Below are 20,371 nucleotides of genomic sequence, written 5' to 3'. Positions count from 1 at the left end.
GTATACGGTGTAGACATGCCTGGGATTCCGACTGCTGAACGGCTGGTGGCGGCGGCGCGCGAGATCGTCGCCGCCGAGGGGGCCGCCGCGGTGACCATGCGCCGGGTCGCCGAAGCCGCCGGAGTCACCGCGATGGCGATCTACCGGCATTACGCGAACCGCGAGGTCCTGCTGCGCGCGGTCGCCGACGCCACCGGGCGGGAACTGGGCGCGGCGTGGAAGGACCCGATGTCCGAGGGCGAGTGGACCGACCGGTACGACGCGCTGCTGGACGGGTTCCTGGATTTCGCGCTCGGTCAGCCGCACCTGTACCGCTTCCTGATGACCGACAGCTGGGCGCGCGCCCGGCTGTACCCGGACGGTTTCCGCGAACCCGGCTCGCCGCCGTTCACCGCATTGGTCCGGCTGATCGAAGACGGCATGCGCGAGGGCGTGCTGCGCGCCGACGACCCGCTGGAAGCCGCGTTGACCGTCAGCAGCCAGATGCAAGGCATGGTGCTGCACTACCTCGCCGGCCGGATGGGGACGACGGAACCCGAGTTCCGCGAGCTGTGCCGGCGTACTTCCCGGAGGGTTTTCTGTGGACTCAAAGCGTAATGCCCGCTGGCAGATCCCGGCCGCATTGCTGTCTTCGGCAGCGCTCTTCTACTTCGGCACCGGACTCGCCCCGATCGCCGCGTTGACCTGGCTCGCGCCGTTTCCGGTGCTGCTGCTGGCAACCCGCGCCGGCGGCTGGACGGCCGCGGGCACCGCGTTCGGCGCGTTCCTGCTCGGCACCGCGAATATGTGGGCCTACCAAGCACATTCCGGCGACGAACCGTTGTGGCCGTTCGGGGCCGCCATCGACGTCGGGATGTCGCTGGTGTTCACGTTCGCGGTGTGGCTTTTCTGGGCTTTGACGCGCCGCCGCCGGACACTGCTGGCCAGCCTCGCCGCCCCGGCGGCGTGGACCGCCCTCCTGTACCTTGCCGCCGTCTCGAACCCGATGGGAATGATGGGTTCCCTCGCCAACGATCAAGGCGACGCACCGCTCGTGCTGCAAACCGCTTCGTGGGCGGGAATGTGGGGCGTCGAGTTTTTGGTGCTGCTGCCCGCCTGCGCGATCGCCGCGATGTGCGCGCCCGGAGCTTCTCGGCTGCGCACCGGTGTCGTCGCCGCACTCATCGTGGCGCTGTCCCTTGGCGGCGGCGCACTCAGGCTTTCCGGCACGAGCGGCCCGGCGGTACGGATGGCCGCGATCACGCAAAACGCCGGCTATCACTGGGGTCCTGAACTCGGCACCGCTCGCGGCCGCGCCCTGGTGCGGGACTACATCGACCAGATCTCCGCCATGCCCGACGGCGTGCGGCTCATCGTATTGCCTGAAGCCGCTTTCAGTGCCGAAGAAGAATGGCCCGCCGCTCTGGTCGAGCCGATGCGACAGGCGGCCAAGACCCGTGGCGCCGCGATCGTGGCCGGCTTCGAGTACTACGACCGCCCCGCCAAGCACAACTACGACTACGCACTGGCCTTCCCCGCCGACGGCTCAGCGCCCGCTCGCTATCTGAAGCACCACGACCTGGTGAGCCCGCCCGGCCGGGACCTCGTGTTCATTCCCGGCGCGGCCGTCTCGACCGGCTTGGTGATCTGCGGCGACACGACGTTCGCCTCCCCCAGCCGCGACTACGCCGCCGCCGGTTCGCGGATCCTCGCCATCCCGGCGGAACTGGCGGTCCCGCCGGGCAGCAACGACGAGGGCGGCTGGCAGCACACCCGCAACGCGCTGCTGCGTGGTGTCGAAAGCGGACAGTCGATAGCCCTCTCCGACGCGAACGGCAGCCTGATGCTGTCCGACGGCTACGGCCGCGTCCTCGGCGAAGCCCGCACCGGCGGCCCGTCCCCGTTCACAGCAGTCACCGCGGATGTCCCGGCTGGCCCCGGCGCGACGTTCCACACCCGCTTCGGCGACTGGTTCGCTTGGCTTTCGCTGGCGATTACCGTTGCCGGCTTGGTCTTCACTCGATCGCGGGCGGCTACGCGGCCCGCGCCCGCCGCTGACACCTCGGACACGAAAACGACGACCGGTTCATGAACGGCTCCCGCCGGATCGGCGACCCGCACCGACGGCACGGCATCCCTTCCTGGCCGTACGCATCGAGCGAGCGCTCGAAATACCCCGACTGTCCGTTCACATTCACATAAAGCGCGTCAAACGACGTCCCGCCCACCAGCAGTGCCGCGGACATCACGTCACTGGCCGCGGACAGCAGCGTTCGCCCCTGCGCGGCAGTGAGTTTCTCGGTCGGCCGAGACCAATGCAGCTTGGACCGCCACAACGCCTCGTCGGCATAGATGTTGCCCACTCCGGACACCAGCGTCTGGTCCAGCAGCGCACGCTTCACCTCGGTCCGCCGCGACCGCAGCGCGCGCACCGCCGCTTCCGGGTCGAACTTCGGGTCCATCGGGTCCCGCGCGATGTGCGCGATCGTGCCGGGCAAGCTGTCGCCGTCGACCTCGACCAGTTCGTCCAGCGCCAGCCCGCCGAACGTCCGCTGGTCGACGAACCGCAGTTCCGGTCCGTCGTCGGCGAACCGGACCCGGACGCGCAGATGTTTCTCGTCCGGCGTGTCCTCGGGCTGCACCAGCATCTGGCCGCTCATGCCGAGATGCGCCAGCACCGCCTCGCCGTCGGACAGTTCCAGCCACAGGTATTTGCCGCGCCGCCGGGCCGCTTCGATCGTGACTCCGGCGAGCCGTCCGGTGAAGTCGGCGGCTCCTTGGGCATGCCGCCGGATGGCGCGGTCGTGCAACACCTCGACGGCCCGGACGGTACGACCGGCGACGTGCGCTTCGAGACCGGCGCGGACGGTCTCGACCTCGGGTAGTTCGGGCATGCGCTCATTCTGCCTGCCGTCACCGACAATTCCGGACCGGTGCCGCCGCGGAACCGCGAAGGCCGGTTCTCCGGCCCGGAAACCGGGGCCGCGAGAACCAGCGGGACACAGCCGGAGCCGGTCGCGCCACCGACGAAAACGGGGCCGGTCGACCTGAGTCGACCGGCCCCGGGAAGAGTGAAAACGCGTCAGCTCGCGTCGTCGCCCGTGCCGAGTTCCTCCGACAGGGCCCGCCAAGCGGTCTCCGCGGCCTTCTGCTCGGCTTCCTTCTTCGTGGTGCCGTTGCCTTCGCCCAGCGCGCGGCCCGCCACCAGCACGGTGGCGGTGAATTCCTTGCGGTGGTCGGGACCGCTGTCCTCGACGCGGTACTCGGGCACGCCGAGTCCCCCGGAGGCGGTCAGCTCCTGCAGACTGGTCTTCCAGTCGAGGCCTGCCCCGCGCAGCGGAGCCTCGGCCAGCAACCCGTCGAAGAGGTGGTGCACGAGCTTGCGCGCGACCTCGATGCCGTGCGCGAGGTACGTGGCGCCGATGACGGCTTCGAGACCGTCGGCGAGGATGCTCGCCTTGTCCCGGCCGCCGGTGAGCTCTTCGCCCTTGCCCAGCAGCAGATGCGCCCCGAGCCCGCCCTCGCCGAGCCCGCGCGCGACGCCGGCCAGCGCGTGCATGTTGACGACGCTGGCGCGCAGCTTCGCGAGCTGCCCCTCGGGCAGGTCGGGGTGGGTGGTGTAGAGGTGGTCGGTGACGACGAGGCCGAGCACCGCGTCTCCGAGGAACTCCAGTCGCTCGTTCGGCGGCAGGCCGCCGTGCTCGTACGCGTACGAGCGGTGGGTGAGCGAAAGACGGAGCAGCTCGGGGTCGAGAACGACCCCGAGCGCCTCGAGCAACGATGCGGGATCGGCCGCGGGTCCTCCGACGGGCTTACCCCCCATGGTCGGCTGCCCGCTCAGGCGGGCTCGACGACCTGGCGGCCGTTGTGCTGGCCGCAAGCCGGGCAAGCGACGTGCTGGATTTTCGGCTGGCGGCAGGCGCGGTTGGAGCAGGGCACCAGCTGAACCGGAGCCGCCTTCCACTGGCTGCGGCGGGAGCGCGTGTTGGATCGCGACATCTTCCGCTTCGGGACGGCCACGAGTAGATCTCCTTCAAACGGTCTGCTCGCGGATGCGAGCGAACTTACTTCTCCCGGATCGAGCTGGACGCTCGTCAGGCTTGCTCTCCGGAGCCGTGCGCAGGCTTTTCGCCCGCGTTCTCGTCGAATCGCTCGACCAGCGCGGCCCACCGAGGGTCTATCTTCTCATGCCCGTGTCCGGGCTCGAGATCGGCCCACTTGACGCCGCATTCGATGCACAGTCCCGGGCAGTCCTCGCGGCACAGCGGGGCGAGCGGAAGCGCCAGCACCACGGCGTCGCGGACGGTCGGCTCGAGGTCGATCCGGTCGTCGACCAGGCGAGGGATCTCGTCCTCGTCGGTGGTCTCCTCGGTGGCCGAGCCCGGGTAGGCGAACAGCTCGGTGAGGTCGACCTCGACGTTCTCGGTGACCGGGTCGAGGCAGCGCGAGCACTCGCCGGTGGCGACCGCCGCGGCGGTGCCGGTGACGAGGACGCCCTCGACGACGGACTCGAGCATCAGGTCGAGCTCGACCGGCTCGCCTTCGCGGATTTCGAGCACGCCGGGCACGCCGAGCGAGGTCGGCACGGGCGCGCTGCGGCGCAGCTCCCGGCTGAGTCCCGCGCGGCGGCCGAGCTCACGGGTGTCGACCACCCACGGGCTGCGGTCGTCGAGTTGCGCGGGGCGGGGGTTCTGGGCAGGGTTTTCGGACATCGCCTACCAGCGTACGCAGCCCTCGCAACCGCGTTGGAGGTGGCCGGACCTGGCGAGTGCCGACGCGGCCGGAACCGTGACCGGCACCCGCGGGGCCACAGTGCCGGGCGGTACCGGATGCGCGGCGCGTGCGCGGCGGGTCATGCGCCCCAATGTGGCATTGGGTGCATCTGACGCACCCAATGCCACATTGGGGTTTTCTCAGTAGCTGTGGTGTGCGGCCTCGCGCCCGGCTGCGAGGCGGGAACTCAGACCTGGTAGTCGTACAGCGTCGAGCGGCCGCCGCCGTGCCCGGTCGAGGGCGAGCGCAGGTGGTTGCGGCCCGAGTCGACAGTGCGCAGCGTGGTGGCCAGCAGCTCGGAGAACTCGGCCAGTTTTCCGTCCACGTACGCGTCGCAGTCGGCGCGCTGGCGGTCGGCTTCGGCGTGCGCCTCGTCGACGATCCGCGCGGATTCGGCGTGCGCGGCCTGCACGACCTCGGTCTGCGAGACGAGCCGGGCCTGTTCGGCGCGGGCGTCCTCGATCGCGCGGTCGTAGGCGTCGCGGCCGGCCTGGATCATCCGCTCGGATTCGGCGCGGGACCGTTCGGTGAGGTTCTGGTACTCGGCCTGCCCGCCCGCGACCATGCGCTCGGCCTCGTTGTGCGCGTCGCCCAGCATCTGCTCCGCGCGGGCGCGCGCGTCGGCGAGGATGCGCTCGGCCTCGGACGTGGCGTCCGACACCGTCCGCTCGGCTTCCTCGTTCGCGCTCGCGACGGTCTCCCCCGCCTCTTTGCGCGCGGCGAGCAGCAGGTCGTCGCGCTTGTCGAGCACGTCCTGCGCGTCGTCCACTTCGCCGGGAAGCGCGTCGCGGACGTCGTCGAGCAGCTCGAGGACGTCGCCGCGGGGCACCACGCAGCTGGACGTCATGGGAACCCCACGGGCCTCTTCGACGATCGTGACGAGCTCGTCGAGTGCCTCGAAAACCCGGTACACGGCCACTCCCTCAAGCAGTTTCCCCGATCACTGGCTTCCAGTCTGCCCGCTTCGCAGCCTGAACCGGTGAACGAGCACCCGACCGGGCGTGTCCTGATGTGTGCCGGAAGGGGCGGTCTCACCCGCCGGTGGGACCGCCCCGGCGAACCGTGCTCAGCCGTTCAGATCGATCTTCTGGAAGGTGGCGTAGTGGTCCGGCGTGTAGACGAGCTCGCCGCCCTTGCCGGAGATCACGCGGTCTTCCGAGCCGACGTCGTAGAGCGTGTAGTAGCCGGCGTCGCACGCGGGCAGGACGCCCTCGCGGTTCTCGTACGTCGTGCCGTCGTTGAGGGTGCCGGCGCGCACGCCGTCGACGACCTGCTTGGCGTCGTCGGACAGCGTCGAGTAGCCGACCGGGCTCAGCTTCGACAGGTCGCCGCACTTCGTCGGCGTGCTGCCGCCGTCGATGTCGATGACCTGGAAGGACTCGTAGTGGTCGCCGGTGTAGAAGTACTCGCCGCCCTGGCCGGTCACGATCCGGCGGGTGCCGCGGGTGCTCGAACCGGGCGTGGGCACGGTGTACTCGTGGTAGTAGCTCGACGCGCAGGAGGGCAGGATCCCCTCGCGGTTGGTGAAGACGACGCCGTCGTTCTTCGGGTACGGGAACGGCCCGTTCGTCTGGATGAGCTTGTAGGTGTCAGTCGCCTGCGCGGGCAGCGCCGACAGCTTGACGTGCGTGAAACCGGACAGATCCCCACAGGAGTTCTGCTTCGGCTGCACGGACGCCGGAGCCGCCGGGGACAGCGGGACGGCCTCCGCGGCCGTGCCGAACCCCAGGAAACCGACCAGCAGTGCGAAAAGGACACCGACTATGCGGCTGCGGTTGTTGGTCATTTTCGGACGGTAACCCGGACGGGTGGTCTGCAGAATGACGCGAGGTGAACAGCTTCGGGCCGCGGCCGAAGTCCCGACGAAGGCAGTAATCCGTTCAGGCTAAATCGGCCGCTGGACTGGCCTTCCGGCCGGACGCGGTGCTCAGTCCTGTTTGGCGTAGACCGCGACGAGGCGTTCGTACACCACCGGCGGCACCAGGTTCTCGATGTCGCCGCCGAGCGCCGCGATCTCCTTGACCAGCGAGCTCGACACGAAGCCGTAGGCCGGGTTGTTGGCCATCAGCAGCGTTTCGAGCCCGGTGAGCTCGCGGTTCATCTGGGCCATCTGCAGTTCGTAGTCGAAGTCGCTGACCGAACGCAGGCCCTTCGCGACCGCGGCGATGTCGTTATCGCGGCAGTAGTCCACGAGCAGGCCCTGCCACGAATCGACGCGCACGTTCGGCAGTTTCGCGGTGATCTCGCGCAGGATCTCCATGCGTTCCTCGACGCTGAAGAGGCCCTTCTTGCTCTTGTTCACCCCCACCGCGACGACAACCTCGTCGAAGAGCACCGAAGCCCGCTCGATGATGTCGAGATGTCCGTTGGTGGCCGGATCGTAAGAACCGGGACAGACCGCACGCCGCATGGCGCGGACGCTATCAAGCCGCGCCGTCGCGCGCGCTCTCGTGACGACTGCGTCACACCTCAGATGAGCTGTCGTACTCAGCCCAGTACAGCGCCGTGTCGCCGTAACGCTTGTCGCGAAGCGGCTTGAAAGTCGACGGCCAGTCCGGAGCACCGTCGCGCGCGGCACGTTCGATCACGGCCAACGCGCCTTCGGCGAGCCAGCCACCACTGTGTAGCGAAGCAAGCACAGTGCCCAGGGAAGCAGCGTCGACTGCGTACGGCGGATCTGCGAGCACCACGTCGAATTGCGCCGTCGCAGGCGCAGCGACCACTGTCTCCACTTGCCCGGCTCGCACCGTGCCGCCTAGCCGTAAATCGGCGACGTTGCCGCGAAGCACGTCTGCCGCCCGGCGGTCGGCCTCCACGAACCACGCGTCCGCGGCACCGCGCGAAAGCGCTTCGAGACCGAGCGCACCCGAGCCGGCGTAGAGGTCGAGCACGCGGGCACCGTCCAGCTCACCGGCCACTTCGAGGGCGTTGAACAGTGCTTCCCGCACCCGCTCCGACGTCGGGCGGGTGCCTTTGGGCGGCACCTTCAGCCGCCGTCCGCCCGCCTTCCCCGCCACGATCCTCGTCACCCGGCCATCTTCGCCCAAGGTCGCGATGTGGCGTTGGGCAGGACTTGCCGAACCCGCGCGCGCGGGCGCGTAGAGTCGTCCTTCGCCCTCCAGAGGCGCGTTGATGGAGTTCAAGGGAGCGTTGCGTGTCGGAACCCCGGGTGAGACGGGCTGAGATCGCCGTCGAGCAGGCACACGTCGACCGGGTCTACACGCGGCTCGCCGAGCTGCGGACCCAGGCCGAGGCGATGCGGGCCAAGGGCTACGAGCTGGGCCAAGGCGCACAGCGCGAAGCGATCTTCGAGCAGGCGTCGATGCTGTTCGAGCGCGACATGATGGTCTACCACGCGAACCAGACCCTGCAGACGCTCGACGCCGAGTACGAGGGCCTGGTCTTCGGCAGGCTCGACCACCTCGACCGCGAGCACATCTACGTCGGCCGTCTCGGCATCCGCGACACCGAGTTCGACAACCTGGTCACCGACTGGCGCGCGCCCGCGGCCGCCGCCTTCTACCAGGCCACCGCCGAAGAGCCGATGGACGTCGTGCGCCGCCGGGTGATCCGCTGCTCCGGGCAGACGGTGCTGGACGTGGACGACGACGTGCTGATCGCCGACGCCGTGCCCGAGGACATGCAGATCGTCGGCGAGGGCGCGCTGATGGCCGCGCTCGGCCGTTCGCGCGGCGAGAAGATGCGCGACATCGTGGCCACGATCCAGAAGGAACAGGACGAGGTCATCCGCGCGCCGTGGCGCGGCGTCACCGAAATCACCGGCGGTCCGGGCACCGGCAAGACGGCCGTCGCGCTGCACCGTGCCGCGTACCTGCTGTACCGGCACCGCCGTCAGCTCGGCGGCGCGGGCGTTCTCGTGATCGGTCCTTCGGGCGTCTTCACCACGTACATCTCGCGAGTGCTGCCGTCGATGGGCGAAACGAACGTAGAGCTGCGCGCGCTCGGCGAAGTGCTCGACGGTCTCGAAGCGACGCGACAGGACACAGCCGCACTGGCTGCGATCAAGGGTTCGCTGCGGATGCGAAAGGTGCTTCTGCGCGCGTTGCGCGACACCCCGCCCGAAGCGCCGACGGAGCTGAAGATCGTTTATCGCGGCGAAGTCCTGAAGCTGACCGCGCGCGAGTTGGACAAGGTACGGCGCAAGGCGCACACGCAGGGCGCGCCGCCGAACCGGTCGCGCGTACGCGTGGCAGAGCTGCTTCTGGCCGCGCTCGCGGACAAGGCCGAGGAGTACGCGAAGGCGGACGGCAAGGAGATCGACCGCGCGGAGCTGATCAACGATCTCGGCGAGCGCATCGACTTCCACCGCTTCCTCGTGGTGTGGTGGCCGGTGCTGTATCCGGCACAGGTGCTCAAGTGGCTGGGCACCGAGAAGCGGATGGCCGCCGCGTCCAAGGGCATCCTGAACCGGAACGAGATCAGCCTGCTGTCAGCCGATTTCGCGGATCGTTCGCGCGGCTGGTCGGTCGCCGACGTCGCGTTGCTGGACGAGTTGCGCGTGCTGGTCGGTCCGGAGCCGAAGCGCCGCCGCCGGCAGACCGTGGTCGAGGTGGCTCCGGAGCGCGGCAGTTCCGGCGGCGCGCCGCATCGTCCGGAGCACTACGACGAGTACTCGCACGTGGTCGTCGACGAATCGCAGGACCTTTCGCCGATGCAGTGGCGGATGATCGGCCGTCGCGGCAAGTACGCGAGCTGGACGGTCGTGGGCGACCCGGTGCAGAGTTCGTGGCCGGATCCCGACGAGGCGGCGCAGGCGCGCGACCAGGCGTTCGGCGTGAAGACCACGCGGCGGCGCTTCACGCTCCGGACGAACTACCGGAACTCGGCGGAGATCTTCGACCTGGCGGCGAAGGTCGTGGCGGGCCACGCGCAGGCCGACGAACTGCCCAAGGCCGTGCGCACTACCGGAATCGAGCCGGAGGTGCGGCCGGTCGACCAGGCGGCGCTGGCGACGGCGACGCAGAGCGCGGCGAAGGAACTGCTCGGCGCGGTCGAGGGCACGGTCGGGGTGATCACCGCCATGGACCGCGTCGAAGAGGTCGAGGGCTGGCTCTCCGGGCAGGCCGACGAGCGGCTGAAGGTCGTCGGGTCCCTCGATTCGAAGGGCCTCGAATACGACGCGGTGGTGCTGGTCGAGCCGATGGACCTGGTCACCGAGTCCTCGACCGGGCGGCGCGTGCTGTACGTCGCGCTCACCCGGGCGACCCAGCAGCTGATCGTGCTCGCCTCGGACCCGGACTGGCTGCCTGCCTCGTGAGTGGCGATCGCGGTTAGAACCGTGATCGCCACTCACGAGACAGTGACCGGGAAGGGAACCGCCGCCCCGTGCGTTACGCCCTTACGTGACCTCCTTGCCTGACGTACCGCTGTCCGTGCTCGACCTCTCCCCCGTTTCCGAAGGGAAGGGGGTCGGCGAGGCGCTGCGCAATACGCTCGATCTCGCCCGCAATGCCGAACGGCTGGGCTATCACCGGTACTGGCTCGCCGAGCACCACAACATGCCGGGCATCGCCAGTTCGGCCACGGCGGTGCTGATCGGGCACGTCGCGGACGCCACCGAGAGCATCCGCGTCGGCTCCGGCGGGATCATGCTGCCGAACCACGCGCCGCTCGTGGTGGCCGAGCAGTTCGGCACGCTGGAGGCGTTCCACCCGGGCCGGATCGACCTGGGCATCGGCCGCGCGCCGGGCACCGACCAGCGCACCGCGCTCGCGCTGCGCGGGCCGGGCGGGCTGTCCGCGGAGAACTTCCCCGAGCACCTGATGGAGCTCATCAGTTACTTCGAGCCGGACGCGGCGCGCGGCGTCAACGCGGTCACCGCCGAGGGCAACAAGCCGCCCGTGTGGCTGCTGGGCTCGTCCGGCTTCAGCGCGCAACTGGCCGGACGGCTGGGGCTGCCGTTCTCCTTCGCGCACCACTTCGCCGCCGAGAACACGCTGCCCGCGGTGCGGCTGTACCGCGAGAACTTCCGTCCGTCCGAGGTGCTTTCCGAGCCCTACGTGATGCTGGGCGTGCAGGTGATCGCCGCCGAGACCGACGAGCGCGCGGAGTACCTGGCCGGGCCGAGCGGGCTGACCTTCCTGAGCCTGCGCCGCGGCCGCCCGATCGCGCTGCCGACGCCGGAGGATGCCGCCGAGTACCCGTACACCGAAATGGACCGCGCGTTCCTCGCCGAGCGGTTCGGGTCGAGCATCGTCGGCGGGCCGGAGAGTGTCCGGAAGGGACTGGACCAGCTGCTGGCCGACACTGATGCCAACGAGCTGATGATCACCACCATGGTGCACGGCCACGAGGACCGCGTGCACTCGTACGAGATCGTCGCGGACCTGAAGCGTTGATGGAGGTCTTCGACTGGCACGGGCAGCAGGTGCGGTGGTCCCGGCAGGGTTCGGGGCCGCCGCTCGTGTTCTGCCACGGCACGCCGTGGTCGTCGAAGCTGTGGGAGCCGATCGCGTCGACGTTCGCGCCGGACTTCACCGTGTACCTGTGGGACATGCCGGGATACGGCAGTTCCACGATGGCCGAAGGCCAGGACGTTTCACTGGCCGCGCAGGGCGAGACGTTCGCCGCGCTGCTGGACCACTGGGGCCTCGAAGAGCCGGACGTGGTGGCGCACGACTACGGCGGCGCGGTCAGCCTGCGCGCGTTTCTGTTGCACGGCGCGGCTTACCGGTCGCTCGCGCTGGTGGACGTCGTCGCGTTGGCCCCGTGGGGTTCGGAGTTCTTCCGTCTGGTGGCGGAGAACGCGGCCGTGTTCGCGCAACTGCCGCCGAATCTGCACGAAGCGCTGGTGCGGGAGTACATCGCGGGTGCCGCGCATCGTCCGTTGTCCGCCGAAGCGCACGACATGCTCGTCGCGCCTTGGCTCGGTGCGACTGGGCAGGCCGCCTTTTACCGGCAGATCGCGCAGGCCGATCAGCGGTACACCGACGAAATCGAGCCGCGCTACCGCGACGTCAGCGTGCCCACGCTCGTGGTGTGGGGCACCGAGGACGCCTGGATCCCGGTCGACCGCGCCCACCGGCTCGCCGGGACGATCCCGGGCGCCGGACTGGAATTGGTCCGTTCGGCCGGACACCTGATCCAGCTCGACGCACCCGAGGCGCTGACCGCTTCGCTGCACCGCTGGCTCGCTCGCTGAAATATCCGGAAACCGCCGCACCGGTATTTATTTTCCCGCATTGACAACCGCATTCCGCACAGTTGTCACAACCGCACAAGAATTCGGCGGTTATGACGCCGTGACCCCGCGGGACGGGGCAAGTTCTTGTCTGCGGGCAGGGCCCTCGTTAGCGTACTGACCAGTAACGAAACCGCACGGTAATCCCGCGCACGTCAGGGTTCCGGCTCGGTCCGCCAAACGGATCAGCACCGGAACGGACGTTCGGCGGGCATTCCGCCGTGCCCGGAAATTGCTGGGAGGTCGGGCGATGGCGTTTCCCGGCGCCGCGGCACTGCACCAGACCGGCCGGCTTTACGCACTGGGGCTCGACGTCGTCCGGCTGACGTTCCGCCGCCCGTTTCAGTTCCGTGAACTCGTCCAGCAGTTCTGGTTCATCGCGAGCGTGTCGATCCTGCCGACCGCGCTGGTGTCGATCCCGTTCGGCGCGGTGATCGCGCTGCACATCGGGTCGCTGACCACGCAGATCGGCGCGCAGTCGTTCACCGGCGCGGCGAGCGTGCTCGCGATCATCCAGCAGGCCAGCCCGATCGTGACCGCGCTGCTGATCGCGGGCGCGGGCGGCAGCGCGATGTGCGCCGACCTCGGTTCGCGCACCATCCGCGAGGAAATCGACGCGATGGAGGTGCTGGGGGTTTCGCCGATCCAGCGGCTGATCGTGCCGCGGGTGCTGGCCGCGATGGGTGTCGCGGTGTTCCTCAACGGCATGGTCAGCGTGGTCGGGGTCCTCGGCGGCTACTTCTTCAACGTGATCATGCAGGGCGGCACTCCTGGTGCGTACCTGGCGAGTTTCTCGGCGCTCGCGCAACTGCCGGACCTGTGGATCAGCGAAATCAAGGCACTGCTGTTCGGGTTTGTCGCCGCGGTCGTCGCGTCGTATCGGGGCCTGAACCCGCGCGGCGGGCCGAAGGGCGTCGGCGACGCGGTGAACCAGTCCGTCGTGATCACGTTCCTGCTGCTGTTCGTGCTGAACCTGATCCTCACCACGGTGTACCTCCAGCTCGTGCCGCCGAAGGGAAGCTGATGGCCACCCCGACTCCGACGCGCGTGCTCGAAGCCATCGACCGCAGGCTGAGCTTCCTCGACACTCTCGGCGACCAGATCCTGTTTTTCCTGCGCGCGCTCGGCTGGGTGCCGCGCGCGGTGCGCCGGTACCTGCGCGAGATCGTCCGGCTGCTGGCCGAGGTGAGCTTCGGCAGCGGCGCGCTGGCGGTGATCGGCGGGACCATCGGCGTGATGGTCGGGATGACCGTCGCGACCGGGACTGTCGTGGGGCTGCAAGGATATTCGGCGCTGAACCAGGTGGGCACGTCGGCGTTCGCCGGGTTCATTTCGGCGTACTTCAACACGCGCGAGATCGCGCCGCTGGTGGCCGGGCTGGCGTTGTCCGCGACGGTCGGCTGCGGGTTCACCGCGCAACTGGGCGCGATGCGGATCTCGGAGGAGATCGACGCGCTCGAAGTGATGGGCATCCCGAGCGTGCCGTATCTGGTGACCACGCGGGTGATCGCCGGCTTCATCGCGGTGATTCCGCTGTACGCGGTGGGGCTGTTGTCGTCGTATCTCGCGTCGCGGCAGGTCACGGTGTGGGGGTTCGGGCAATCCGCGGGCACCTACGACCATTACTTCCTGTTGTTCCTGCCGCCTGGCGACGTGCTGTGGTCGTTCGGGAAAGTGCTGATCTTCAGCGTCGTCGTGGTGCTCGCGCATTGCTACTACGGCTTCCGCGCGAGCGGCGGACCAGCTGGTGTCGGTGTCGCGGTGGGTCGGGCAGTGCGGACGGCGATCGTCGCGATCAGCGTGCTGGACTTCTTCCTCAGCCTCGCAATTTGGGGCGCGACCACGACCGTGCAGGTGGCCGGATGAACCGGCGCTGGCACAAGACCGGAGTCCGCACCGCCGGGGTGCTGTTCCTGGCGGCGCTGTCGGCGTTCGTGCTGCTCACGGTGAAGATCTACAACAAGGACTTCACCACCACGGTCCCGGTGACGCTGCGGGCCGACCGCGTCGGCAACCAGCTGCGCGCGGGCGGGCAGGTGAAGGCGCGCGGCGTCGTGGTCGGCGAGATCCGGGGCGTGCACGCGATCCGCGGCGGCGCGGAGATCTCGCTGGCGCTGGACCCGGAGCAGGTGAAATGGCTGCCGGTCAACGTCTCCGCGTTGCTGGTGCCGAAGACCCTCTTCGGCGAACGGTACGTCCAACTGTCCATTCCGGACACTGGACGGAAGCGTCCCTTGCAGGCCGGAGACGTGATCTCGCAGGACCGGTCGGCGAACGCGATCGAACTGGAGCGCGTCTTCGACAACCTGCTCCCGGTGCTGAAGGCCGTGCAGCCGCAGAAACTGGCGACCACGCTGACCGCGGTTTCCACCGCACTGCAAGGCCGCGGCGCACAGCTGGGCCAGACGCTGGCTACCGCGTCGGACTACCTCCGGCGGTTCAACCCGAACCTGCCGCAGCTGGACCGAAACGTGCGCGACCTCGCCACCGTCACCCGGATGTACGGCGACATCGCACCAGATCTGCTCGACGCGCTCACCGATTCGTCGGTCACCCTCGGCACGATCAGCGCGAAACGAACCGACCTCGGCTCGCTGTATCAGCAGGTCACCACGTCGTCGCGGGACCTCACGACGTTCCTGCGGCAGAACCGGAACAACATCATCGCGTTGTCCGCGGACAGCCGCCGTCCGCTCGAAATCGGTGCCAAGTACTCCCCCAGCTTCCCTTGCACTCTACAGGCGCTCACCGACTTGAAACCGTCGATGGACCGGGTCCTCGGCGCGGGAACGAAGGAACCCGGGCTGCACGTCGAGGTCACCGTGTCCAAGTCGCGCGGAAAATACGTGCCGGGCAGGGACGATCCGGCGTACACCGAGAAAACCGGCCCGCGCTGCTACCCGAGCGGCGTGACGCCGACCGCCGGCACTCCGGCGACCGTGCCGTCGACCGGAGACCTCGGTATCGCGAATTCCCCGCAGGAGCAGCAGTTCCTGGCCCCGCTGATCGCGCCTTCGCTGGGCGTTTCGACCGCTGACGTGCCGATGTGGAGCAGTGTGCTCGTCGGCCCGCTTTATCGCGGAACGGAGGTGACGGCGAAGTGAGAAACCTTGCCGCTCCCCTGGTCAAAAGCCTGATCTTCATCCTGGTCACCGTGCTCGCGACGGTCATTCTCGCGTTGTCGATCACCGGCGGTTCGGTCGGCGGGAGCCAGCGCTACGGCGCCACTTTCGTCGACGCCACCGCGTTGAATGTCGGCGACGACGTGCGGATCTCCGGGGTGAAGGTCGGGCAGATCGAGGGCCTCGACGTCGTCGGCCAGAACCGCGCGCACGTCAGCTTCTCGCTGGAGAACGGCCGCACAGTGCCCGCCAACGTCACCGCTGTGATCAAGTACCGCAACATGGTCGGCCAGCGCTATCTCGCGCTGGAGCGCCCCCGCGACCCGGCCGGGGTGCTGCCGTCCGGCGGCGAAATCCCGCTGGACCGCACGACTCCGGCACTCGACCTGACCGACCTGTTCAACGGCTTCAAACCGCTCTTCCAGGCGCTCTCGCCCAAGGACGTCAACGACCTGTCCGGCGAGATCGTCCAAGTGCTGCAAGGAGAAGGCGGCACGGTGACCGAACTGCTGCAGCACACCGGATCGCTCACGAGCACGCTCGCCGGCCGCGACCAGGTCATCGGCAAGGTGATCGGCAACCTGAACTCGGTGCTGAAAACCGTGAACGGCAAGGGTGATTCGCTCGCGACGCTCGTGTCGACGCTGCGCCAGCTCGTGTCCGGGCTCGCCGAGGACCGCACCGCGATCGGTGACGCCGTCTCCGGCCTTGCCGAGCTGACGCAGTCCACCAGCGGGCTGCTCACCGAGATCCGGCCCGGGCTCAAGGACAGCATCTCCGGTCTCGACGCGCTGACCCGGAACCTGAACAAGGGGGAGGCCGACGTGGACAAGGCACTGACCACGCTGCCCAAGAAGATGGACCGCATCGGCACGCTCGGGTCGTACGGCTCGTGGATGAACTTCTACCTGTGCAAAGCCGTCCTGGAAACCTCGCCGCCGCGCGGGGTGGCGCCGACCGCGGCGAGGTGTGGCGCGTGAAGTCGTTCCGGGAGCGCAATCCGCTCGTGCTGGGGGTCGTCGGCAGCCTCGCGCTGGCCGCGGTGCTCACCGGCACGCTGAACTACAACCGTCTGCCGTTCCTCGGCGGCACCACCTACCAGGCCGAATTCACCGAGGCGGCCGGACTGCAGGCGGACGACGAGGTGCGGATCGCCGGGATCAAGGTCGGCGAAGTGTCCCGAGTGGACCTGGACGACGACCACGTGCTGGTCAGCTTCCGCGTCAAGAACGCCTGGATCGGCAACCGGACGTCGGCGCAGATCAAGATCAAAACGTTGCTGGGCCGGAAGTTCCTTGCCCTGGACCCGGCCGGACGGGCGGAACAGAACCCGGACCAGCCGATCCCCCGCGACCGCACGGTGACCCCGTACGACGTGACCGACGCGTTCAACGGCCTCGCCGACACCGCGGGCGCGATCGACACCAAGCAGCTCGCGACCAGCTTCTCCACGATCAGCGACACTTTCCGCAACTCGCCACAGCACGTCCGCACCGCGCTGGACGGGCTCAGCGCGCTGTCGAAAACGGTCTCCTCGCGGGACAACGAGATCGCCGAGCTGCTGGCCAACGCGCGCAAACTGACCACCACGATCGCCAACTCGAACGACGACTTCGAGAAACTCGTCAAGGACGGCGACCTGCTGCTCACCGAACTGGACCACCGCCGTGACGCGATCCACCAGCTGCTCGTCGGCACCCAGCAGCTCGCGAAGCAGCTGTCCGGGCTCGTTTCGGACAACACCGCGCAGCTCGCTCCGGCGTTGCAGCAGCTCAACCAGGTGACTGACCTGCTGCGACGCCAAGACGCGAACCTCGCGCAAAGCCTGAAGCTCGCCGGGCCGTACTTCCGCGTGCTGACCAACACCGCCGGCAACGGCCGCTGGATCGACAGCTACCTGTGCGGCCTTCTCCCGGAGAACCGCGATCCGTGCACCCCGCCGAAGGGAGGCGCGAAATGACCACGCGCGCATACCGTTTCGTCGTCTTCTTGCTGGTGATGGCCCTCGTGATCTGCGGCGTCTTGTGGTGGGTGTTCTCCGGATCCGGCCGCTACCGCGTCACGGCGTACTTTTCCCGGGCCGTCGGTGTCTACAGCGGATCCGACGTCCGGGTGCTCGGGGTGAAGGTCGGCGAGGTCACCGCGGTTCTCCCGCAGGGCAGCCAGGTTCGTGTCGACTTATCGGTAGATCCGCACATCCCCGTCGCCGCGGACACGACCGCGCTGGTCATCGCCCCGAGCGTGGTCGCCGACCGCTATGTCCAGCTGGGCAAACTCGCCCGCGGCGGCCCGCGCTTAGCCGACGGCGCGGTCATCGGCACCGCCCGCACGGGCACGCCGGTGGAGCTGGACCAGCTGTATTCGAGCCTGGACACGCTGAGCAAAGCACTCGGCCCGAACGGCGCGAACTCCCACGGCGCGCTGTCCGATCTCCTCCGCACCGGCGCGGCGAACCTGGACGGCAACGGCAAGGCGTTCAACACCTCCGTCCGCGACTTCGCCCGCCTCGCCCGCACGCTGGCGGGCAACTCGGAGGACCTGTTCGGGACGGTCGACGAGTTGCAGAAGTTCACCACCATGCTCGCCACGAACGACCGCCAGGTCGCGGACGTGAACCAGCAATTGGCCAAGGTGTCGGCCACCCTCGCCGAGAACCGCGGCGAACTGTCCGGCGCCTTGCGCTCCCTCGGCAGCGCGCTGGCGTCTGTCCAGGGCTTCATCCGGGACAACCGGGCCGCGATCAAGTCCAATGTAGACAAACTCGCCAAGACGACGCAGACGCTGGTCGACCAACGCGCGTCGCTGGCCGAAACTTTGGACGTCGCCCCGCTGGCCGCACAAAACGTGCTGAACGCGATCGATCCGGAAACCGGACGTCTGCAGGGCCGTGCCGACCTGCTGGATTACCTGCCGCTCCCGGCGACGGACGCGACCGTGACGGGAGGCGGCCGATGAAGGCACGACGGCTTTTCCTCGCGCTGGCGGTCAGCACGCTGGCCGGCTGCGCCGCACCCGGCGGCTTCCGAGGCGTCTACGACCTCCCATTGCCCGGAGGTGCGGACCTCGGCCCGCATCCGTACGAGGTCACCGTCCAGTTCGCCGACGTCCTGGACCTGGTCCCGCAGGCCGCGGTGAAGGTCGACGACGTCCCGGTCGGCCGCGTCCAGTCGATCCGCCTTGGCGCCGACGGCTGGACCGCCGAAACCGTCCTGGCGGTAAACGGCGACGTCCACCTGCCCGCCAATGCCGTCGCCCGGCTGCGGCAATCGTCGCTGCTGGGCGAGAAGTTCGTGGAGCTGGCCGCGCCGGTCGCGTCGCCCTCCGGGCAGCTAGCAGACAAGGCGGTCATCCCGGTGTCGCGAACCAACCGCAACCCGGAGTTCGAGGAGATCTTCGGCGCGCTGTCGCTGCTGCTCAACGGCGGCGGCATCGGTCAGCTGCAGACGATCAACCGCGAACTGACGAAAGCCATGGACGGCAACGAGGAGGAGATCCGCAGCTTCCTCTCCGGCGTCAACCAGCTGATGACGAATCTCGACGCCCACCGCCACGACATCACCGCCGCACTGGACGGCCTCAATCACCTGTCGGCGTCGCTGGCCGACCGAAACCAGCAGATCGCCGACGCCCTCACCGACCTGACCCCGGGCCTGAAAACCCTCACCGACCAGCGACCGCAACTGGTGACGATGCTGCAATCGCTTGACCAGCTGTCCACAGTGGCCACTGACGTCACGAACAAGAGCCGCGACGACCTGGCCGCCGACCTGCGCGCACTCGCCCCCATCCTGCGCCGCCTGGCCGATGCGGGTCAGAACCTGCCCAAGGCGCTGGAAATCCTGCCCTCGTTCCCCTTCACCGACCCCGTACTGGACGCGATCAAGGGCGACTACCTGAACGTCTACGCCACGGTCACCCCCGGCGCCGGTGTCCCGCTGCCGCCGCCGGGCCAAGGCGTCCCGCCAGGCCTCCCGACGCTGCCTCCCCCTTCCGGAGGCAACTGATGCTCACCAGACGGATCCGGATCCAGGTCATCGCCTTCGTGGTAGTCGCACTGGCCGCGACCTCGTTCGTCGGCGCGAAATACGCCGGGATCAAGCGCCTTTTCGGTGCCGGGAGCTACACCGTGCACCTGGAGCTTTCCGAAGGCGGCGGCATCTTCACCAACGGCGAAGTCACCTACCGAGGCGTGGCCGTCGGCCGGATCGGCCCGCTGCGCCTGACCGAGCGCGGGATGGAAGCGGACCTGTTGCTGGACACCGCCGCCCCGCAGATCCCTTCGAACGCCCGCGCGATCGTCGCGAACCGCTCCGCCGTCGGCGAGCAGTACGTCGACCTGCAACCGACCACCGACCAGGGCCCTTTTTTGGAGGACGGCAGCGTAATCCCCCGCAGTGCCACCGCCCTGCCCCTCCCCGTGCAAACCTTCCTGTCCGATGTGGACTCGCTGACCTCATCGGTACCGACCGAAGACCTGCGCACCGTGGTCGACGAACTGGACAACGCTTTGCAGGGCAGCGGCCCAGACCTGCAACTGCTGATGGACACCGCGAGGTCCTTCACCGATTCCGCCTCCACCCACCTCCCGCAAACAACAAAACTCATCGACGACGGCTCGACAGTCCTGAAAACACAAGCCGCGTCCTCGACCGCGTGGCGCGACTTCAGCCGAAACGCCCGTCTGTTCGCCTCGCAACTGGCTTCGTCGGACGGTGACCTGCGCCAGCTGATCGCCACCGCCCCACCAGCCGCTTCCCAGGTAACGGGCTTGCTGCGCGACACCAGCCCCGGCCTGCCCATCCTGATGGCAAACCTCTTGACGACAGCCGACGTCTTCAGCGCCCGAACCGACGGCCTGGAACAACTGCTGGTCACCTTGCCGAAAACCGTAGCCGCGACGTCCTCGGCCATCACCCCCGACAGCGGACGGCTGTCACTGGCCTTGACGTTCTTCGACCCGCCGCCGTGCCGGAAGGGGTACGAGAGCACGAAGATCCGCAGCAGCGCCGAACTGCCGGTTCTCCCGTTCAACACCGCCGCAGCCTGCACCCTGCCCGCCGGAGACCCGTCCTCGGTCCGCGGCGCGCAAAACGCACCCCACCCCGGAGTCCCGGAGCCAGCCCGGCCAGGCGGCTTCCCCGAGGCAGTCGCGGGGCTTCCGACGTCGACCGATCTGGAGGAGATGCTGTGGCTACGCCGGGGAAACTGAGGGACTTGCCGGATGAGGCTCCCTCCGGTGACGACACGCTGCAGCCTGACCCGGCGTCCTCACGTGCCGACGACGACTCCGCGACCG

The 20,371-nt window shown here is 68.7% G+C and carries 21 protein-coding genes; 13 read left to right on the top strand and 8 right to left on the bottom strand.

What is annotated here, in order from left to right; genetic code table 11:
• Positions 1-15: 15 nt before the first annotated feature.
• Together L3Q65_RS45155 and L3Q65_RS45150 are read left to right on the top strand one after the other, a co-directional pair.
• Positions 16-597, top strand: a complete 582-nt coding sequence (locus L3Q65_RS45155) for a TetR/AcrR family transcriptional regulator (RefSeq protein WP_237598378.1) — start codon at positions 16-18, stop codon at positions 595-597.
• Complete coding sequence (locus L3Q65_RS45150) at positions 581-2,071, top strand: nitrilase-related carbon-nitrogen hydrolase (protein ID WP_237598377.1); 1,491 nt, start codon at positions 581-583, stop codon at positions 2,069-2,071. Before L3Q65_RS45155 ends, L3Q65_RS45150 begins: the two co-directional genes overlap by 17 nt.
• Here the strand turns inward: L3Q65_RS45150 and mutM are convergent.
• The 8 genes from mutM to rsmD form a co-directional block, all read right to left on the bottom strand.
• Positions 2,013-2,873 carry a bifunctional DNA-formamidopyrimidine glycosylase/DNA-(apurinic or apyrimidinic site) lyase gene (gene mutM / locus L3Q65_RS45145; protein WP_182892147.1) on the bottom strand — a complete coding sequence of 287 codons (861 nt, stop codon included), beginning with the start codon at positions 2,871-2,873 and terminating at the stop codon, positions 2,013-2,015. The two genes, L3Q65_RS45150 and mutM, sit on opposite strands and share 59 nt — an antisense overlap.
• A gap of 188 nt (positions 2,874-3,061) precedes the next feature.
• Positions 3,062-3,802, bottom strand: a complete 741-nt coding sequence (gene rnc / locus L3Q65_RS45140) for a ribonuclease III (RefSeq protein WP_182892148.1) — start codon at positions 3,800-3,802, stop codon at positions 3,062-3,064.
• Between the two features lie 14 nt (positions 3,803-3,816).
• On the bottom strand, positions 3,817-3,999 hold the full coding sequence (rpmF, locus tag L3Q65_RS45135; protein WP_009074209.1) for a 50S ribosomal protein L32: 183 nt from the start codon (positions 3,997-3,999) through the stop codon (positions 3,817-3,819).
• A 74-nt stretch (positions 4,000-4,073) separates the two neighbouring features.
• Positions 4,074-4,691 (bottom strand): DUF177 domain-containing protein, encoded by a 618-nt coding sequence (locus tag L3Q65_RS45130; protein WP_182892149.1) that lies wholly within the window; start codon positions 4,689-4,691, stop codon positions 4,074-4,076.
• A gap of 248 nt (positions 4,692-4,939) precedes the next feature.
• Positions 4,940-5,665 carry a DivIVA domain-containing protein gene (locus tag L3Q65_RS45125; protein ID WP_182892150.1) on the bottom strand — a complete coding sequence of 242 codons (726 nt, stop codon included), beginning with the start codon at positions 5,663-5,665 and terminating at the stop codon, positions 4,940-4,942.
• Positions 5,666-5,818: 153 nt separating this feature from the next.
• Complete coding sequence (locus tag L3Q65_RS45120) at positions 5,819-6,538, bottom strand: ribonuclease domain-containing protein (RefSeq protein WP_237598376.1); 720 nt, start codon at positions 6,536-6,538, stop codon at positions 5,819-5,821.
• Positions 6,539-6,679: 141 nt separating this feature from the next.
• Positions 6,680-7,162, bottom strand: coding sequence for a pantetheine-phosphate adenylyltransferase (gene coaD, locus L3Q65_RS45115; RefSeq protein WP_182892152.1), 483 nt, complete (start codon positions 7,160-7,162; stop codon positions 6,680-6,682).
• 52 nt (positions 7,163-7,214) lie between these two features.
• Entirely contained in the window at positions 7,215-7,781 is a 567-nt protein-coding gene (gene rsmD, locus L3Q65_RS45110; RefSeq protein ID WP_182892153.1) for a 16S rRNA (guanine(966)-N(2))-methyltransferase RsmD, read from the bottom strand.
• A 125-nt stretch (positions 7,782-7,906) separates the two neighbouring features.
• On the opposite strand from rsmD, the gene L3Q65_RS45105 reads away from it, so the two are divergent.
• The 11 genes from L3Q65_RS45105 to L3Q65_RS45055 all read left to right on the top strand — a co-directional run bounded on the left by L3Q65_RS45105 (position 7,907) and on the right by L3Q65_RS45055 (position 20,284).
• Positions 7,907-10,030, top strand: a complete 2,124-nt coding sequence (locus L3Q65_RS45105; RefSeq protein WP_182892154.1) for an AAA family ATPase — start codon at positions 7,907-7,909, stop codon at positions 10,028-10,030.
• An 85-nt stretch (positions 10,031-10,115) separates the two neighbouring features.
• Positions 10,116-11,111 carry an LLM class flavin-dependent oxidoreductase gene (locus L3Q65_RS45100; RefSeq protein ID WP_237598375.1) on the top strand — a complete coding sequence of 332 codons (996 nt, stop codon included), beginning with the start codon at positions 10,116-10,118 and terminating at the stop codon, positions 11,109-11,111.
• Positions 11,111-11,914, top strand: coding sequence for an alpha/beta fold hydrolase (locus L3Q65_RS45095; protein WP_237598374.1), 804 nt, complete (start codon positions 11,111-11,113; stop codon positions 11,912-11,914). Before L3Q65_RS45100 ends, L3Q65_RS45095 begins: the two co-directional genes overlap by 1 nt.
• A gap of 289 nt (positions 11,915-12,203) precedes the next feature.
• Positions 12,204-12,977, top strand: a complete 774-nt coding sequence (locus L3Q65_RS45090) for an ABC transporter permease (RefSeq protein WP_009074192.1) — start codon at positions 12,204-12,206, stop codon at positions 12,975-12,977.
• Positions 12,977-13,819, top strand: a complete 843-nt coding sequence (locus L3Q65_RS45085) for an ABC transporter permease (protein ID WP_182892157.1) — start codon at positions 12,977-12,979, stop codon at positions 13,817-13,819. The genes L3Q65_RS45090 and L3Q65_RS45085 overlap by 1 nt, the downstream gene beginning before the upstream one ends.
• On the top strand, positions 13,816-15,057 hold the full coding sequence (locus L3Q65_RS45080; RefSeq protein ID WP_237598373.1) for an MCE family protein: 1,242 nt from the start codon (positions 13,816-13,818) through the stop codon (positions 15,055-15,057). Before L3Q65_RS45085 ends, L3Q65_RS45080 begins: the two co-directional genes overlap by 4 nt.
• A complete protein-coding gene (locus tag L3Q65_RS45075; protein ID WP_237598372.1) occupies positions 15,054-16,055 on the top strand; it encodes an MCE family protein in 1,002 nt (333 codons plus the stop codon). The genes L3Q65_RS45080 and L3Q65_RS45075 overlap by 4 nt, the downstream gene beginning before the upstream one ends.
• Entirely contained in the window at positions 16,052-17,035 is a 984-nt protein-coding gene (locus L3Q65_RS45070; RefSeq protein WP_237598371.1) for an MCE family protein, read from the top strand. Before L3Q65_RS45075 ends, L3Q65_RS45070 begins: the two co-directional genes overlap by 4 nt.
• Positions 17,032-18,030, top strand: a complete 999-nt coding sequence (locus tag L3Q65_RS45065) for an MCE family protein (RefSeq protein ID WP_237598370.1) — start codon at positions 17,032-17,034, stop codon at positions 18,028-18,030. Before L3Q65_RS45070 ends, L3Q65_RS45065 begins: the two co-directional genes overlap by 4 nt.
• On the top strand, positions 18,027-19,079 hold the full coding sequence (locus L3Q65_RS45060; RefSeq protein WP_237598369.1) for an MCE family protein: 1,053 nt from the start codon (positions 18,027-18,029) through the stop codon (positions 19,077-19,079). The genes L3Q65_RS45065 and L3Q65_RS45060 overlap by 4 nt, the downstream gene beginning before the upstream one ends.
• Complete coding sequence (locus tag L3Q65_RS45055; RefSeq protein WP_237598368.1) at positions 19,079-20,284, top strand: MlaD family protein; 1,206 nt, start codon at positions 19,079-19,081, stop codon at positions 20,282-20,284. The genes L3Q65_RS45060 and L3Q65_RS45055 overlap by 1 nt, the downstream gene beginning before the upstream one ends.
• Positions 20,285-20,371 lie beyond the last annotated feature (87 nt).

Origin of the sequence: Amycolatopsis sp. FU40 (assembly GCF_021903635.1) — a bacterium.
GTDB classification, from domain to species: domain Bacteria; phylum Actinomycetota; class Actinomycetes; order Mycobacteriales; family Pseudonocardiaceae; genus Amycolatopsis; species Amycolatopsis dendrobii.
Note: the sequence above shows the minus strand (reverse complement) of the source record. Positions and strands in the feature narration are given on the sequence as shown.